We start from the raw sequence: 15,604 nt of genomic DNA on the forward strand, positions 1-15,604 counted from the left end.
TTTTCGGGCGGGGGAAATACGCGGTTTTCTCTCTTCTGACTGTCTTCCAGCCCTCCCTCCTTTACCGGCGACAGGCGGCCCGCAGACTGTCGGCCGTCAGCGTTTTTCCGCGGCGCAGCATCTCCACTGGTGTGCCGGTAAACACCACCTCTCCCCCGTTTTTGCCGCCGTCGGGGCCGATGTCGACGATCCAGTCCGCCTGTTTGATTACGTCCAGGTTGTGTTCGATCACCAGCAGGGTGTTGCCGCGGGAGACGATTCGGTCAAACAGCTGCAAAAGGGTTTGAATATCTGACGGGTGCAGCCCGGTGGTCGGCTCGTCCAGCACCAGGATGCCGCCCTTTTTCCCCAGATTTTTGGCCAGCTTGATGCGCTGCCGCTCCCCGCCGGAGAGGGTGCTGAGCGGCTGGCCCAGCGACAGGTAGGAGAGCCCTACCCGCTGCATCGCCTGTAGGCGCTTTTGAATCTTTGTGCCCTCAAACACCTCCATCGCCTGAGAGGCGGTCAGGGCCAGCAGCTCTACGATGTTTTTTCCCCTGTAAGTGCAGGCGAGCGCCTCCTCGCTGTACCGCGCGCCGCCGCAGGTCTCGCACTCGGTCACAATCGGGTCCATGAAGGCCAGTTCGGTGACGATGACCCCCTTGCCGCCACAGACCGGACAGGCCCCCGCGGAGTTGAAGCTGAACAGCCCTTCGGGCTTGCCGTTTTCCCGGGCCAACAGCTTTCGGATGTCGTCAAAAAAGCCGAGATAGGAGGCGGGGGTGGAGCGGCCGGTGGCGGTGATAGGCTTTTGGTCGATCACGACCACCTCCCCCTCGTACTGCCTGGCAAACACCTGGGTGATGAGGGTGCTCTTGCCCGAACCGGCCACGCCGGTCACGGCGGTCATGACACCCAGGGGGATGTCCACATCCACCCTCTTTAAATTGTGGAGACAGGCGCACCGCACCGGCAGGCTGCCCGTCGGCCGGCGGGGCGTCTGCTTCACCGGCAGAGAACAGCGCATGGCCCGCGCCGTCAGGGTGTCGGCCTGTAACAGCTCCCGAAAGCTGCCCTCAAACACGATTTCCCCGCCGTTTTGCCCAGCCAGGGGGCCCACGTCGATCACGTGGTCCGCAATGGCGATCACATCCCTGTCGTGCTCCACCACCAGCACCGTGTTCCCCTTGTCCCGCAGCTGCCGCAGGAGGTCGTTCATCCGGTATACGTCGCGGGGGTGCATGCCGGTGCTGGGCTCGTCAAAGATATAGGTCAGGCCGGTCAGACTGCTGCCCATGTAGCGCACCAGCTTCAGCCGCTGGGCCTCGCCGCCAGAGAGGGAGGGTGTCTCCCGGTTTAGGTGGAGGTAGGGCAGGCCGATTGCAATCATCCGGTCCAGCCCCTCGACGATGGTCTGCACCAGCACGCCCACCGCCTGGTCGTCGATCTGCAAGAGGACCTCCCGCAGCCGCGTCAACTCCATCTCACAGAGGTCGGCGATGGAGTAACCGTTTATCTTGCAGGCCAAAACCTCCGCGTTCAGTCGCTTTCCGCGGCAGTCGCCGCAGGCCACCTCGGTGACCAGCCGGCGCGATTTCTCCCGGGTGTGCTCGCTCTTATTGCTGATGTCCCGGTTCAAAAGCGCCTTTTGGTACCTGTGATACAGCCCGGTCACCTTTGGGTGTTCCGGCTCTCCCCCGCCGTCCCGGGAGCCGTACAGGAGAAGGTTGTACTCCTCGCGGGAATACTCCCCAAGCGGCTTGTCGAGGTCGAAGAGCCCCGACTGGGCGTACTGCTTCCAGTACCAGGAGCCGGGGCGAAACAGGGAGTCCCTTACGCAGCCCTCGCTCCAGGACCTGTCCGGATCCAGGATGGCCTTCACGTCCACCTCTGTGACCTTGCCCAGGCCGGAGCAGGTTTTGCACATGCCGCCCGGGTCGTTGAAGGAGAAGCGGGAGGCCGGGCCCACGCGGGGCCGCCCAACTCTGGAAAACAGCAGCCGCAAGCTGGCGTACAGCCCGCTGATGGTGCCCACAGTGGAGCGGGCGTTCCCGCCCAGCGGCGACTGGTCCACCACCACCGAAGGGGTCAGATCGTCGATTCGCTCCACAGTCGGTTTGGGGTACTTCGGGAGCCTGGCGCGCACAAATGCCGGATAGGTGGCGCTCATCTGCCGCTGGGACTCGGCGGCAATGGTGTCAAAGACAATGCTGGATTTGCCGGAGCCGGACACGCCGGTAAACACCGTGATCTTCTCTTTGGGGATTTTGAATGTGATGTGTTTCAGGTTGTTCTGGGTCAGTCCGTGCACAGTGATGTCGGCCATCTGTCGATCCCCCGCTCTCTCATCCGTCTGTCGCAGCGCCCGTTTTTGCAGAGCGCCACCGATTTTCAGTATAGCAGGTAAATCTGACCCCTTCATGACATATTTTGCGCGGTTTTGTACGGTCCCACTGGCCGCCGACAGTCTGGGCGCACGGCACTTTTTGCCGCCCGGACACCCAACTTCCAAAAATGTACCGCCATTGTGGAGGGCACAGCTCCGGGCAGCGGAGGGCACAGCTCCGGGCAGCGGGGGGCACAGCCCCGGACAGCGGGGGGGGCACAGCCCCGGACAGCGAGGGGCACAGCCTCGGCAGCGGGGGGACATAGCCCTGGCAGCGGGGGACATAACCCCGAGCAGCAGGGAAGTATGGCTCCGGGCTGTGGGGAGCATGATCTCGAGCAGCGGGGGACATGGCCTCGGGCAGTGGGAAGTACATTCCCGGACTACGAAGGGACACAGCCTCGAACGGCGGGGGCATGGTCTCGGGCAGCGGAGAGTATGGTCTCGGGCAGTGAGGGGCATAGTCTCAGACTGCGAAGGGACACAGCCCCGAATGGGGGGGCATGGGCCCGGGCTGTGGGAGACAGCCTCTCCCTTGCGGAGTTGAGAACGGTCTCTGCAAAATGCGACAGGGAAAGAGAGTCTCGGGACCCTGCCGGTGCAGAATATGCTCCTTTAACAGAAGGTTCGATGGGGTGTCGCCCCAAGTTTGCCCCGGCAAAGGCGACGGCCGGGCAGAGCTACAGCAAAGCGGGGCGGCAAAAGCGCCGCCCCGCCCAGGGTGTCAAGCCGGTTTGGGTTGCTGAAATCACAGCCGCCGGGGTCCCTCATTCGCCCCCTCAAAGGCGGCTCGCCAGCCAGCGCAGCGCCCGCTCGTGGCGGGCGGCGATCCCGGTGATGTGGCCGCCCGGATTCCACTCCAACACGCACTGGTCGGGGGTCTCCAGCCGCCCTTGCAGCTGTTTACAGAGGGCGCGGGTACAGTCCCCCACCGGGGCCAACCGCGCCATCCGGGTGTGCTCCTCCCCCTCCCCTAAAGAGAGGTAGAAGAGGTCCCGCCCCCGCTGTGGCAACTTCTCCTCGGCGTACTCTCGCCAACCGTCGTACCAGAGGGAGCCCGAGAGGCTGGCAAAGGCCGCAAAGGGGGCGTTCGGTTGGGCCGCCGCCCAGAGGGCAAAAAGTCCCCCCAGCGAGTACCCCAGCAGGGCCGAGCGCTCGCTGTCGGCCCCCAGGGCAGCCTCTGCCGCCTCCTTGGCCCGGCAGAGGCGGGGCAGGTATCCCGCCGCGCCGCCGACAAAAGGCCTGTCCCCCTTTTTCAGGTTGGGGGCGGGCCAGGGGGTGTAGTCGTCGTCCCGGTTCCCGGTGCTGTGCAGCACCAGGGCCAGGGGCGGCAGGGCATCCCCCTCCCCCTCCAGCCCGGCCAGCAGTTCGGGCAGCATCCCCTCCACCATCTTGCCATCCAGCAGGTGAGCAGCGGGCATCCCCCGCTCCCAGCGCGCGGGCAGATAGCAGCGGGTCCCCTCCGGGCCAGTGCGCAGCGTTCCCTTCACAGAGCATTCCTCCCTCCCGGCGCGCCAGATCGCGCCGGTTTTTCTCCAGTATACCCCTGCAGACAGGGGGGCGCAACTCCCCCTCACTGCTCCGGGCAAACCCGGCAGATGACCTGGCTGCCCGCCACGAAGAGGACTCGCACCCGGAATATATCGGGCACCTGGTCGTAGAGAGGCAACCGGCGCTCATGTGCCCACTACAGGTCATCCTCTCGGCGCGCCAGACTGCGCCAATTTTTCTACAGTACCCCTGCAGACAGGGGGTGCAACTCCCCCTTACTGCTCCGGGCAGACCCGGCAGATGACCTGACTGCCCGCCACGAAGAGGACCCGCACCCGGAATATATCGGGCACCTGGTCGTAGAGGCGGCCGGCGCTCATGGTCCCCTTGGCCACCGTGTAGGGACTGTTGGCCAGATACCCCGCCTGACAGCTGGGGGACACCCCCACCCAGACGGCTTCGGCGTCGTGCGGGTTCTGGGGCTCTTTTTTGCAAATGAGCACCTGTCCGGGGGAGAACACCTCCGCGCCCAGGTAGTGCTTTCCCCCCACGACGGTCACAAAATGCTTTTTCTTCATCTGTGGTCCCTCCTTTTTACGCGGCCCGGTCGGGCAGCATCCAGCCGTCCCGCAAGTCCCGCAGGGCCTCCTGCTCGGTGTCGGCGGAAAACTGAAACCTCCCGCCCCTGTCGTACACTTCCACATGGCCGTTCACATAGCGAATCTCGCAATCCATCTTCCGTCCTCCTCACAGGTCGTCGGTTTTTGTTCTCTCTGGTACCAGTATACAAAACCAACTGTCCCATAAAACGGACTGTTTTTCTTATTCCCCCCCACTGGGCGAGATTCTTTCTGGAATGCGACAAAAAAAGGAGACAGCCTGCAGCTGTCTCCCCTCTCTATTGTTCCCCTTCCCCCTCCCCATAGGGGGCCAAGGTCTCTCTGGCGTAGCGCAGGTAGGCGTTTACCGCCTCTGGCGGCTCGAGGATGCGCGCCCCGGCCCCCAGGCCGAAGAGCCAGGACCAAAATGGGGGGCTGACCCGCACCTTGACCCGCACCGCAAACCCCTCTCCCACAGGGCGCAGGGGCGTCTCGGGGCCAAAGCGGTCGGCCACCACCCCCGCCAGAGCGGGGGCAAACCAGAGCAGCAGGGTCTCCTCCTCCCCGCCGAACATCCCAAATACCCCCTTGGAGTAGGCGCCCATGTCGAAATTGGCAAAGGCGTCCGCCCCCTCCCGGGGCATCTCCGGCAGTGGGCGGATGTGGGCCATCTTGTCCACCCGGTAGTGGCGGATGGCCTCCGCTCGGCTGTCAAAGGCGATGAGGTAGTAGTTTTCGTCGTCCCAGGTGAGGGCCCAGGGGCTGACCCGATAGGACTGCCCGTCCCTGCGGGCCCGGCGGACAAACCGCCTCCCCCCGGGGGCCAGGGCCCACTCCTCGTAGACAAAGGAGACCTGCACCCCCTGGGAGATGGCTCCGTGCAGGGCGTCCACACTGAAGTAGACCGCCTCGTTTTCGGTCTTGACCCGGCCGGCCACATAGACCTGGCGCTGCAGCTGGCGGGCCTGGTGGGTGCTGCAGAGCCCCTCCACCTTGCCGATGAGCTGGTCGGACTTGCGCCGGGTGATGAACTTGCAGGCCTGCACCGCGTCCACCAGCAGCTTCAGTTCAGGCAGCTGAAAGGGGCGCTCGGCCACAAAGTAGCGCCGTCCCTCCCGCATCACGTCCAGCCCGTAAAGGCGCAGGGTCTCGATGTCGTCGTAGAGGCTCTTGCGCTCGGCGGCCAGCCCCCGCCCCTCCAACTCGCCCTGCAGCTGGGCCAGGGTGAGGCCGTGCTCCTCGTCGGTCTGGCGCAAAAGGATCTCCCGCAGGGCCAGCAGTCGGCCCTTCTGTCCCCCGCTCTTGGCCACAGCCCTTCCCCCTCTCTACTCGCCGATGATCTTGATTAAAACCCGCTTGTCCCGCATCCCGTCAAACTCAAAGTAAAAGATCTGTTCCCAGGTGCCGAAGTCCAGCCGGCCGCCGGTGATGGCGCAGACCACCTCCCGCCCCATGACGGTGCGCTTGAGGTGGGCGTCGGCGTTGTCCTCAAAGCCGTTGTGGTCGTACTGGCTGTAGGGCTTTTCCGGGGCCAGCCGCTCCAGCCAGCGCTCGTAGTCCCGGTGGAGGCCCGCCTCGTCGTCGTTGATAAAGACGCTGGCGGTGATGTTCATGGCGTTGACCAGGCAGAGCCCCTCTCTGACCCCGCTCTCGTCGATGGCCTGCTGCACCTGGGGGGTGATGTTCACCAGCCCCCGCCGGGCAGGCAGGTGAAAGTGCAGCTCTTTGCGGTGGGATCTCACAGCGCTCTCTCCTCTCACTTCTTCTGCAGCCGGCGGCAGAGCTCCGGGTCGGGGGTGACATAGGCCGAGTAGTTTTGCTCGAACACCACCATCCCCGGCTTGGCGCCGGCGGGTTTTTTGATGTTTTTCACCAGGGTGTAATCCACCGCCACCTGGGCGGCGTCCCCGGCCTTGGAGTGGGTGGCGGCGATGGTGGCCGCCTGGGTGAAGGCCCGCACCGGGATGGCGTCGAAGTCCTCCCCCCCGGTCAGCAGGATAGCGTGGCTGCCGGCGATGTCCTTGGTGTGAAACCAGATATCGGTCTTCTCGGCCAACTTGGTGGTGAGCTGGTCGTTTTGGGTGTTGTTGCGCCCCACCAGCAGAGTGTAGCCGTCGTCGAGGACAAATTCCAGGGGGCCGCGCATCTTGGGGCGGTTCCCCTTCTTCCCAGCCCGGCGCAGGTAGCCCTGGTCGCAGAGCTCCTGGCGGATGACCGCCAGCTCGTCCTCCCCGGTGGCCCGGGTCAGGCTGTCAAAGACGCTCTCTAGGTAGCGGATCTCCTCCTCCCCCTGTTCGATGAGGGCCTTGAGCTTCTCCTCGGCGGTGCAGAGCTTGCGGTATTTTTTGTAGTATGCCTGGGCGTTCTGGGCCGGGGTCAGCCGCGGGTCCAGGGGGATCTCCACCGTCTCCCCCGCCTCGCTGTAGTAATTCGTCACCTTGGCCACCCGGTCGCCCTTCTGTATTTGGTAGAGGGCGCTCTGCAGCAGGTCGCCGCGGACCCGCAGCTCCTCCCGCTGGGCGCAGGCAGTCAGCTCCTCCCGCTGGGCGCCCACCCGGCGCTCGATGCGCTCGATGCGCCCCATCAGCAGGTGGAAGAGGTCGGCCGAGCGCTGCTTGACCCGGTGGTAGGCGTCCTTCCCGGTGTAAAAGGCGTCGAGCATCTCCCCCAGGGTGGGGTAGCGGCGGGTCTCAAAGGGGTAGCCGAACTGGTGCAGCTCCATAAAGGAGAAGTCCTTGGGGGCCTTCTGCGCGTCCAACACCACCGTGGGGGTGCAGTCCCCCGAGGTGACCGTCTCCTGCATCTGCCCCAGGAAAAACCGCAGCCGGTCCAGCTGTGCAGAGGTGAGTTCCCCACAGGGTCCCCCCTTGGTGACGTAGTGTTCGATTTCCCCCGCCACCACCGGCGAGATGCCGGCCAGGGTCTTCATGCAGGCCCGGTGCAGGTCCCCGTCAAAGCGGGCGGCCACCGCCTCGGCCAACTCCTCCTTGCTGTGAGAGAGGAGCCAGAGCTTGTTCTGGGCCGGGGGGAGGGTGTACTTCCCGGTGGGCAGGATCTGCCGCACCGAGGACATGCTCATGTCCACCCGCTTCACCGCGTCCAGGATGGTGCCGTCCTCGGTGAGGAGGACGATGTTGGAGTGGCGGCCCATGATCTCGATGACCAGACTCAAGCGCACCGCGTCGCCGATCTCGTTGCGGCAGTCAAAGTCCAGAAAGGCGATGCGCTCCCCCTCGGGCTGGCGGATGTCCACCAACCGCCCGCCGGAGAGGTGTTTGCGCAGCAGCATGCAGAACATGGGCGGGGTGGCGGGGTTGGGATACTGCTCCCCGGTCAGGTGGATGCGGGGGGCATCGGCCCGGGCCGAGAGAAAGAGCTTTCCCCCGATCTCCCCCTGTCCCGAGAGGGTGAGCACCAGCTCCTCCTTCGAGAGCTGGTGGATCTTGGTGATCCGCCCTCCCAGTACCTTTTGGCGCAGCTCACCGCAGAGCAGGTGAAGGGTCAATGCGTCCAGAGCCATTAGAAAAACACCTCCACATCTCGCTGGGCCGAGGGGAAGACCCGCTCCACCCCCGCCCCTTCCAGCAGCGCCTGCAGGGCGGGCAGCACCACCTGCTCGGTGGCAAAGTGGCCCGCCGCCACCAGGGTGATCCCCCGGTGGGCGGCCTCCAGAAACTCGTGGTACTTGCACTCGCCGGTGAGGAGGGCGTCGGCCCCCATGGCCTGGGCCTCCTCCACCATGCCGCCGTCCATGGCCCCACTGCAGAGGGCCACCGTCTCCACCGAGCCCTGCCCCAGGGCGCAGCGCACCCCGGGGGCGCCCAGGGCGGTCTTTACCTGCGAGGCAAAGGCCGCCGGGGCCAGGGGTCGCGCCAACCGGCCGATGCGGCCCAGCCCGTCGGGGCGGAAGGGGGCCAGCTGCCCCAGCCCCACCGCGGCGGCCAGACAGTCGTTGACCCCGCCCTGGGCGATGTCCAGGTTGGTGTGCATCGAGATGACCGACAGCCCCTCTGCCGCCAGGCGGTGGGGCAGCGACCCGGCCTCCAGCCGGCGCAGACCGCCGAAGATGACCGGGTGGTGGGTCACGATCAGGTTGGCCCCGTGGGAGAGGGCCAAGTCGATGACCCCATCGGTGACGTCCAGGGCCAGTTCCACCCCCGTCACCGCGGCCTCGCCGTCCCCAATCAAAAGACCCACATTGTCCCAGCTCTCGGCCAGGGCGGTGGGGAAGTGCTCCTCCAACAGAGCCAATATCTCTTTGATGCGCATACCTATACTCCTTCTCAAAAAAGCGGGCTCGCCCGCGAAAATCTTCCATTCAGTGCGACCCCTGCGGGGCACGAACGGCCTGTGTGGCTCCCCTCCGTCTTTGGCCGCGGGGAAGGCCCAGCTCGCCACCCCCGCCCCACGGGGTGGAAAGGGGGACCAAACGGTTGGGGGAGGGTAGAGGCCGAGCGGGCCCTCGGCCGCCTGTCTTTACTGCGCTCGCAGGCTCCACCAAGACCGGGGGCACAGGGCACAGCGCCGCCATGCGGTTATTATACCACAAGCGCCGCGGGATTTGGCCGCGGCGCAGGGGGCAAACGGCATTTGCGCACCCGCCTGACCATCTTCGACATCATCGCCACTGTGTGGCTGGTATACCGCAAGCGCCGGGCACGCCGCGGGATTTGGCCGTGGAGCAGGGGGCAAACGGCGTTTGTGCGCCCGCCCGGCCATCCCCGGCATCATCGCCACTGTGTGGCTATTATACCACATCCCTCGCCAAAATCGTAGACGGCGGGGAGACGGTCCCGCCGGAGATCCCCGGGCTGGCCCCGCCCGTTTCACCGGCCGGCCTTGTGGCGGCCGAGCGGGCATGGTAGAATGGGAAAACACCAGTTTTCACCGGGCGGAGGAAGCGCGCACATTCCAGAGAACTGCTCGGCGAGCACGGCGCGAATGGGCAGAGATAGGAGGCCGCGGCCTGCAACAAGGCTATTTTCAGTAAATTTTCCATTGATTTCGCCCTCCTGCGCCATCCTCGAGGAGGTCCCCGACAAAGGGCCGCAGCGTTGCCGGAAGGCCAGAGAGATGGGGCCGACATCGCGCTGTTTTCCGAAATGTGGAGCAGCGAATACAGCATCTGCGACCGCCCTGTGGGCGAGTGGCTGAACGACGCCGTCCCGGCGGACAGCGCCTTTGTCAGGGCGGTCGGCGACCTCGCTGGAGAACTGGGGACGGCGATCGGCATCTCCAGTTTGGAGAAATGCAGCCCCCTCCCCCGCAACTCGCTCATTCCATTCCACCGATTGGGAGAGCAGCCATTCGTCTACGCCAAGGTGCACACCTGCGATTTCGGGGCAGAGAAAAACCCGGCGCCCGGCGGGGACTTCTGCGTCGCCGAACTCGACACCGCCGGCGGCGAGGCGGGTGTGGGGGCGAGGAGGGCATTTACATCGCCGAACTCGACCTCGAGCAGCTGCGCAGTTACCGCGAAAAGGGGGGGCGCGGGAACGCGTAGCGGCGACCCCAAAAATATGGCCTTCTAATCGACACGGCAATCGCGCCATCCTCCCTCCGGGACGACCGCCGGGGGGAGGGAGAACAGGCGGCCATTTCCCCTTTGGCGGAACGGTTGAGGCCCCCATCTCTGCCCTTCGCCCCTTGCCCTTCACCCTCTGCCGAAGGGCGGCCCTAAGCAAGGAGCTGCCCTCGGCAGGACAGCCATTTGAGAGGAGGAGACGACAATGAACCGAGAAGACTGCCCGTGCAAGAGGAAAAAATGCAAGCGGCACGGCGATTGCGAGGCCTGTAGAGCCCACCACGCCAAGTCCAGGCGAAAGCTTCCCTGCGAACAGGGGAAAAAGCCCCTTCCCCCGCCGGAGAACAGCGCCGTTTAAAGGGCGGGCTCCCCGCCAAGCGGGATGACGGGATGACCTCACCCGTCCGGTATCCGGCGCGGCAATCCCCTTTTCAAGGGACGGGGGCGGCTTTCCCTTCCCCTTGCCTTACACCCCCACCTCGCCTTGGGCGCGTTTAGAGGAAAAATTTACAAACAGGGGCCGCTCCCTCTATGGGAACAGCCCCTGTTTTTGCCTTCATGGCGCAGCCGGCGGAGACGAAAAGAGGGAGGGGGACCGCGCCCCAGCCCGGCGCGGCCCCCCTTTTATCACCCCAGATCCTCCCGCCGCTGACTCAACAGCTCGTCGGGGAAGCTGTCGCTGCAGAGGCTCCAGTGCTCCCCCCAATCGTCGCTGGCAAACCAGAGGGCGGTCTCGGCGGCGTCCCCGTCGTCCCCTTGGGCCACCGGCAGCAGCCCGTACTGCCCGTCAAAAATCGGCGGCTGCACCGCCCCGTAAACCCCCTCGTACTCGGCCGGGAGGGCCACTTCACACCGCTGCCAGCTGTCGCCCCCGTCGGCGGTGCGGTAGAGGCAGGGCAGCCCGTTTTCCGGCCGGTAGCAGAGAAAACCCACCTTCTCGCTGACAAATTTGGCGCCGATCACCAAGCTGGTCTTTCCCTGCGCGGCGGGGGTGGCGGTGGGCCGCCAGGTCTTTCCCCCGTCGGCGGTCAGGTAGACGCTGCAGCCCTCCTGGCTCATGGTCCGACCGGCGCTAAAGACCGCATAGCCGCCGGTGTCGCTCCAAAAGCCGATGGCGCGAAAGCGGGTCTTCGCCCCCGACGAGGCCACTGCCGACTCCTCCCAGCTCGCTCCCCGGTCGCTTGAGAGCAGGGCCTTCAGCTCCTCGCCGTCCTGGTAGAAGATGGCCGTCTTCTCCTGGGTGACCCAAACCGCCCCCGGCGGCACAAATTCCTGGGCCTGTTGGTCGGGGCTATACAGTTTGGCCACTGCCAGCGGGCCCTCCACCCATTCCAACCCGCTGTTGTAGCTGATTTCCAGAGTGGGCTCTTTCTGGTAGAGGCCGGTGCGGTACTGGCAGCGCCCGTCCCAGCCCCGCTTGGCCTGAGCTGCCGCCGCATCGGCCTGGGCGGCGCTCAAGGCGTAGTCGGGGCCGTCGTAGGGGGGCAGGTCCCCGGCCTCCACCAGGTCGCCCAGTTCAGTGAGGGCATACCCATCCGCCCCGTAGCGGACGATCCGCATCTGCGCGGTGCCGCTCTGCCCGTCGTCCAGGCAGCCGGCCAGCAGGCCGGGGGCCCCCGCGTCGGCCAAGAGGGTGAACCCCAGCTCAGCGGTATACTCCCCCCGCCCGCCGGCCAGCACATTCCTGGGGTAGCCGGGGGTCAGCTGGGCCCCCTGGCTGGCAGCGTATTGGATCAGCAGCTGTTTGGCAATGTCCAGCAGCCCGGCACTGTCTGTCTCCACCGCGGCCAGCGCGCCCTCCGGCGGCTGGGCGGCGGTGACCGGCGGGGAAGAGACCTCCCCTTCCGGCGGAACGCCATCCCCACTCCCCTGCTGACAGCCGGTCAAACAGCCCGCCGCCAGCGCCAGCGCCAGCAGCCAGACCCACCCTCTGCATCTCTTCACAGAAATCCACTCCCTCTTTCCATATTGCGGGGAAAATCGGGGCGCAAAAGCGGCCTTCCCACCAGTGAGACTGGCCGGGAGGGCCACCTGTTACACACTCAGTACAGCTTTTTGATCTCCACGATCAGCTCTTCGATGTTGGCGGCGTCCTTCCCCTGGGCCAGCAGCCCCTGTTTCTGGCTGTAGAGCTGCCCCAACACCTTTTCGTAGTAGAGGGCCCGCTCCTCCCCCGCGCTCAAGGGGACTAGGCCCACCAGGCTCATGAGGGGGGAGATCCGCTTGGGCTCCCCGCTGTAGGTCGCCAACATCACCGTGTAGACCCGGCCGCGGTCGCAGACCACCTGCTCCTTCACCAGCTCAAACCCGGCCTTGTACAGGTCGATGCGCAGCTGGCCGGCCCGGCTCATGGGCTGCAGCACCAGGGTCTTGCCCGGCGCCCGCAGCCGCTCGTCGGCGAGGACGATGCTGGCAATCAGCTCGCCCCCCATCCCCGCGGCGATGACGGTGTCGGTCTCGGGCACCCCCTGCAGCCCGTCGGTGCAGATGCAGCTCACCGCCAGGCCGTTTCGCTCGGCCAGCCGCCGCGCCTTCTGCAGAGAGGGCTCTGAGATGTCGCAGGCATAGCCCTTGGTGACCCGCCCGCTCTCCACCAGGTGGCAGATCAGGTAGCCGTGGTCACAGCCGATGTCGGCCGCCGTGCCCGGGGGCACCAGGGCCGCCACTGCCTGCAGCCGCTTATCCGGCAATCGTATCAACTGCTTCTCCTCCCCTCTGTGCGTCGGTTTTGTCCATCTGTCTTTGCATGGTCTTCATCAGGAAGTTGCTGATGTACTGGCTGGCCCCCAACACCAAAAGCCCGGTGATGGTGGCCACGGTGGTCTGGGGCAGCATGGAGATGACCGCCATGCCGGCCGCGCCGCCAAAGCCCATGCAGAACTGGGAGAGGGTGATAAACTCCCCGCTGAGACCCTGGCCGCCCGGCGTCTTCTTCACCGACAGGTAGAACATGCTGGTGTAGCCGTTGTCCAGCCAGCAGCCGAAAAAGCTGTTGACCGCCGAAAACAGGAGGATGGTGGTCACGTCCATTCGCCAGTAGAGGGAGGCGGTGGTCGCCACCAGGACACTCACCGAGATGTGCAGCAGCTTCACCCGGTTCTCCCGCTTCATCAGCCGCCCGCAGACCCAGCTGGCCAGGATGGCGCTGATGCCCACCAGCACGTTGTTGACACCCACCAACAGCTCGCTCTGGATGATGCGAAAGAGGAGGATGTTGAGGAAGAAGTTGAACACCCCTGAGCGAAAGCCCTTGATCAGCTCCGAGGCCACAAACATCCGCCAGAGGGGGGAGCGCACGGCGATCTGCGCCATCTTCTTGTACTGGGTCTTTTGCGAGTTGAAGGTGATGCGGGGCATCCGCACCACCTTGTACATGGCCACCGCCGCCACCGCCGCCGAGAGGCCGAAGACCACATAGTAGCCGGTGAGCCCCTCAAAGCGGGAGATGAGGAAGCCCGAGAGAAAGGGCATGGCCAGGCTGACGATCCCCCTGGCAAAGGCCATGAAGGAGACGGTCTGGTCGGTGTTCCCCTCGCTGGAAAATTGGGAGACCGCGTTGGCGTAGGTGATGAAGAAGAACGACTGCCCCATGGCCGCCAGAAAGGCGATGAGCACCACAAAGTCGTCCAGCCGGTTCATCACCGTGAAAAAGGTGACATACATCACCAAAAAGTCGGCGATGGCCACCGTAAAGGTGAATTTGGCCGAAAAGCGCCGCATGCAGGCCACCGTTGCCACGGTGAAAAAGGGGCCCAAAATGGAGACCACTGTATTGTAGAACATGGTGACCCCGCTGTCCCCCGTCAGCTTGATAAACAGGGTGTTGATGAACATGGTGTGCAGGTTGGTGAAGACGAGATAGCACAGATAGATCTGCAGCACCTTCAAAAAGTCCGGGTTGAGGCCCTCCATCCCCAACATCTGTCGCAACCGGCTGTTCTTTGCCACACAAACTCCTCCTCTTTTTTCAAAGCGCCGTCTCCGGCGCAGGCGCAGCCGCATGCGCCCAACGGGAAGGGGCCGCGAGACATTTGTCCCGCGGCCCCGCCCGTTATGCCTCTTTCGAGGCCAGGTATTGGTTGATGTTTGCCACCAGGGTGTCGCAATCCATCCCGTGCACCATACAGGCTTCGGCCAGACTCTCGCCCTGCGAGGCGGGGCAGCCGACACAGTGCATGCCGGCCTCCATCAAAATGGGGGCGATCCCCTCCGCGTCGATGCGCAGCAGTTCGCCAATCAAGATCTCGGGTGTAACAGTCATTTCGATACGCTCCTTTTGGTTGAAAAGTTTACCGAATGACTCTATTATAGCCTGTTCTCCCCCCCAACACAACCCCTGCAGGGACCATTTTCTCTGGTGTTTCTGTCACAATTTCACTTCCGTTTTCCGTGCATAAAGCCAGTTTTGATCCGTTCTCTCCTCTCTCTTATCCGCCCTTCCTCGGGGCGCGGCAAAACCCGTGAAGCGGTGGCGAGAGGGAGATTTTTTCTCGCCTCCCGTTTGTGCTGTTTCCTTTTTTAGTATACAATGGGAGAAAGCCGATTTACAAGTACGCACTTTCTGGTGCGCTACTCACCAAAAGGAGAGTCGCCCATGAGCCCCAGCCAGCGCCCCCTCAACGAAAAGCCCTTCCTGTACGCCATGTCCCTCATCGAGGGCAAGTGGAAGCTACACATCCTCTTCTGGCTCTGCCGGGAGGGGACGCTGCGCTACGGCGAATTGAAGCGGGCCCTCCCCGGCATCACCCATAAGATGCTCTCCGCCCAGCTCAAGGAGCTGGAGCGCGACAGCCTCGTCATCCGTCGGGAGTACCCCCAGGTCCCCCCCAAGGTGGAGTACCGCCTCTCCCGCCGGGGCCACTCCCTCATCCCCATCCTGATCGCCCTCTCCGACTGGGGGGCCGACCACCTGCCCGAAGATTGGGAGGCGTCCCCGAAGGGCACTGCTCGGTGACAGGCTCGTCCTCCCTGTTGTAAAAAGTGTCGATAGCAAGCTCGGCAAACCGGCCTCCGTCAAAATGGTCATAAAAAACAAACAAACGCAACCCGTACAAATTGCGCTTATTTATTTGCCGCCCGCCCTCATGGAAGTGCCCCTACCGATCAGGCGCATTCAACTGACCTCATAAATTTTCATTTGACGGGCTTTAACTCTTACAGCCAAGGCATAACCGGAGGCAGTATACAGAACGGATGTCCCGCAGGGTCGATCATCACCCGCCAACGGTCGTCATATTGGTACTCCGATATGCTTGCGCCGCACGACAAGGCATATCTCACCCCTTCTTCCACATCCTGAACGTGAAAATCCAAATGCGCCATTTGCTGCTGCTCATCTGGTGTCGCGGGCCACACGGGCGGCACATAGTCATCCACCTGTTGAATGGTGAGCCAAGTTGGCGTTCCTGTTTGTTCCAAATTTACTAAGACTGTATACTCTTCCCCCTTGAACCGCGTCCAGCCAAGCAATTTTTCATAAAATGCAGACAACTCGTCCGCATGATCAGAATCCAAAACGACATTCCATCCCACAAGATCAAGCGCCATTATACGATCCCCTCCCCATTTTCTAATCTGACAGGTACGCCTTGTCCGCCTAACGTGTACTGTTTTTCATGATACCTT

Annotated in this window: 15 protein-coding genes; 2 read left to right on the plus strand and 13 right to left on the minus strand. The window is 64.1% G+C overall.

All coding sequences use genetic code 11. The annotated features are described in order from the left end of the window. Nucleotides 1-61 precede the first annotated feature (61 nt). From KQI11_RS05415 to KQI11_RS05450, 8 genes are all read right to left on the minus strand, one after another. The gene (locus KQI11_RS05415; protein ID WP_216401364.1) at nt 62-2,305 is read right to left on the minus strand and encodes an ATP-binding cassette domain-containing protein; all 2,244 of its coding nucleotides are present in this window, start codon (nt 2,303-2,305) and stop codon (nt 62-64) included. 839 nt (nt 2,306-3,144) lie between these two features. Beyond that, nucleotides 3,145-3,855, minus strand: a complete 711-nt coding sequence (locus KQI11_RS05420; protein ID WP_216401365.1) for an alpha/beta hydrolase — start codon at nt 3,853-3,855, stop codon at nt 3,145-3,147. Between the two features lie 276 nt (nt 3,856-4,131). Continuing rightward, nucleotides 4,132-4,434 (minus strand): HIRAN domain-containing protein, encoded by a 303-nt coding sequence (locus tag KQI11_RS05425; protein ID WP_216401366.1) that lies wholly within the window; start codon nt 4,432-4,434, stop codon nt 4,132-4,134. 16 nt (nt 4,435-4,450) lie between these two features. Beyond that, a complete protein-coding gene (locus KQI11_RS05430) occupies nt 4,451-4,591 on the minus strand; it encodes a hypothetical protein (RefSeq protein WP_185914776.1) in 141 nt (46 codons plus the stop codon). 163 nt (nt 4,592-4,754) lie between these two features. Next, nucleotides 4,755-5,765 (minus strand): helix-turn-helix transcriptional regulator, encoded by a 1,011-nt coding sequence (locus KQI11_RS05435; protein ID WP_216401367.1) that lies wholly within the window; start codon nt 5,763-5,765, stop codon nt 4,755-4,757. A 15-nt stretch (nt 5,766-5,780) separates the two neighbouring features. Next, a complete protein-coding gene (locus KQI11_RS05440) occupies nt 5,781-6,197 on the minus strand; it encodes a secondary thiamine-phosphate synthase enzyme YjbQ (RefSeq protein WP_185914774.1) in 417 nt (138 codons plus the stop codon). Nucleotides 6,198-6,211: 14 nt separating this feature from the next. After that, nucleotides 6,212-7,975 (minus strand): Rqc2 family fibronectin-binding protein, encoded by a 1,764-nt coding sequence (locus KQI11_RS05445; RefSeq protein ID WP_216401368.1) that lies wholly within the window; start codon nt 7,973-7,975, stop codon nt 6,212-6,214. Next, on the minus strand, nt 7,975-8,724 hold the full coding sequence (locus KQI11_RS05450) for a Nif3-like dinuclear metal center hexameric protein (protein WP_216401369.1): 750 nt from the start codon (nt 8,722-8,724) through the stop codon (nt 7,975-7,977). Before KQI11_RS05450 ends, KQI11_RS05445 begins: the two co-directional genes overlap by 1 nt. 785 nt (nt 8,725-9,509) lie before the next feature. Between KQI11_RS05450 and KQI11_RS05455 the strand changes: the two genes are divergently transcribed. Then, nucleotides 9,510-9,986, plus strand: coding sequence for a carbon-nitrogen hydrolase family protein (locus KQI11_RS05455; protein WP_216401370.1), 477 nt, complete (start codon nt 9,510-9,512; stop codon nt 9,984-9,986). Nucleotides 9,987-10,606: 620 nt separating this feature from the next. On the opposite strand, the gene KQI11_RS05460 is transcribed toward KQI11_RS05455, so the two are convergent. The 4 genes from KQI11_RS05460 to KQI11_RS05475 form a co-directional block, all read right to left on the minus strand. Further along, nucleotides 10,607-11,923 (minus strand): WD40/YVTN/BNR-like repeat-containing protein, encoded by a 1,317-nt coding sequence (locus tag KQI11_RS05460; RefSeq protein ID WP_216401371.1) that lies wholly within the window; start codon nt 11,921-11,923, stop codon nt 10,607-10,609. 98 nt (nt 11,924-12,021) lie between these two features. Continuing rightward, entirely contained in the window at nt 12,022-12,678 is a 657-nt protein-coding gene (locus KQI11_RS05465) for a class I SAM-dependent methyltransferase (RefSeq protein WP_216401372.1), read from the minus strand. Beyond that, the gene (locus KQI11_RS05470) at nt 12,659-13,927 is read right to left on the minus strand and encodes an MFS transporter (RefSeq protein WP_059004769.1); all 1,269 of its coding nucleotides are present in this window, start codon (nt 13,925-13,927) and stop codon (nt 12,659-12,661) included. The genes KQI11_RS05465 and KQI11_RS05470 overlap by 20 nt, the downstream gene beginning before the upstream one ends. Before the next feature lie 103 nt (nt 13,928-14,030). Continuing rightward, entirely contained in the window at nt 14,031-14,240 is a 210-nt protein-coding gene (locus KQI11_RS05475; RefSeq protein ID WP_185914768.1) for a DUF1858 domain-containing protein, read from the minus strand. A gap of 333 nt (nt 14,241-14,573) precedes the next feature. Here KQI11_RS05475 and KQI11_RS05480 point away from each other — a divergent pair, with 333 nt between their 5' ends. Further along, the gene (locus tag KQI11_RS05480; RefSeq protein WP_216401373.1) at nt 14,574-14,933 is read left to right on the plus strand and encodes a winged helix-turn-helix transcriptional regulator; all 360 of its coding nucleotides are present in this window, start codon (nt 14,574-14,576) and stop codon (nt 14,931-14,933) included. A gap of 200 nt (nt 14,934-15,133) precedes the next feature. On the opposite strand, the gene KQI11_RS05485 is transcribed toward KQI11_RS05480, so the two are convergent. After that, nucleotides 15,134-15,526 carry a VOC family protein gene (locus KQI11_RS05485; RefSeq protein WP_216401374.1) on the minus strand — a complete coding sequence of 131 codons (393 nt, stop codon included), beginning with the start codon at nt 15,524-15,526 and terminating at the stop codon, nt 15,134-15,136. Nucleotides 15,527-15,604: the final 78 nt, after the last annotated feature.

It is taken from the genome of Acetanaerobacterium sp. MSJ-12, assembly GCF_018917875.1.
Classification (GTDB): domain Bacteria; phylum Bacillota; class Clostridia; order Oscillospirales; family Ruminococcaceae; genus Bittarella; species Bittarella massiliensis.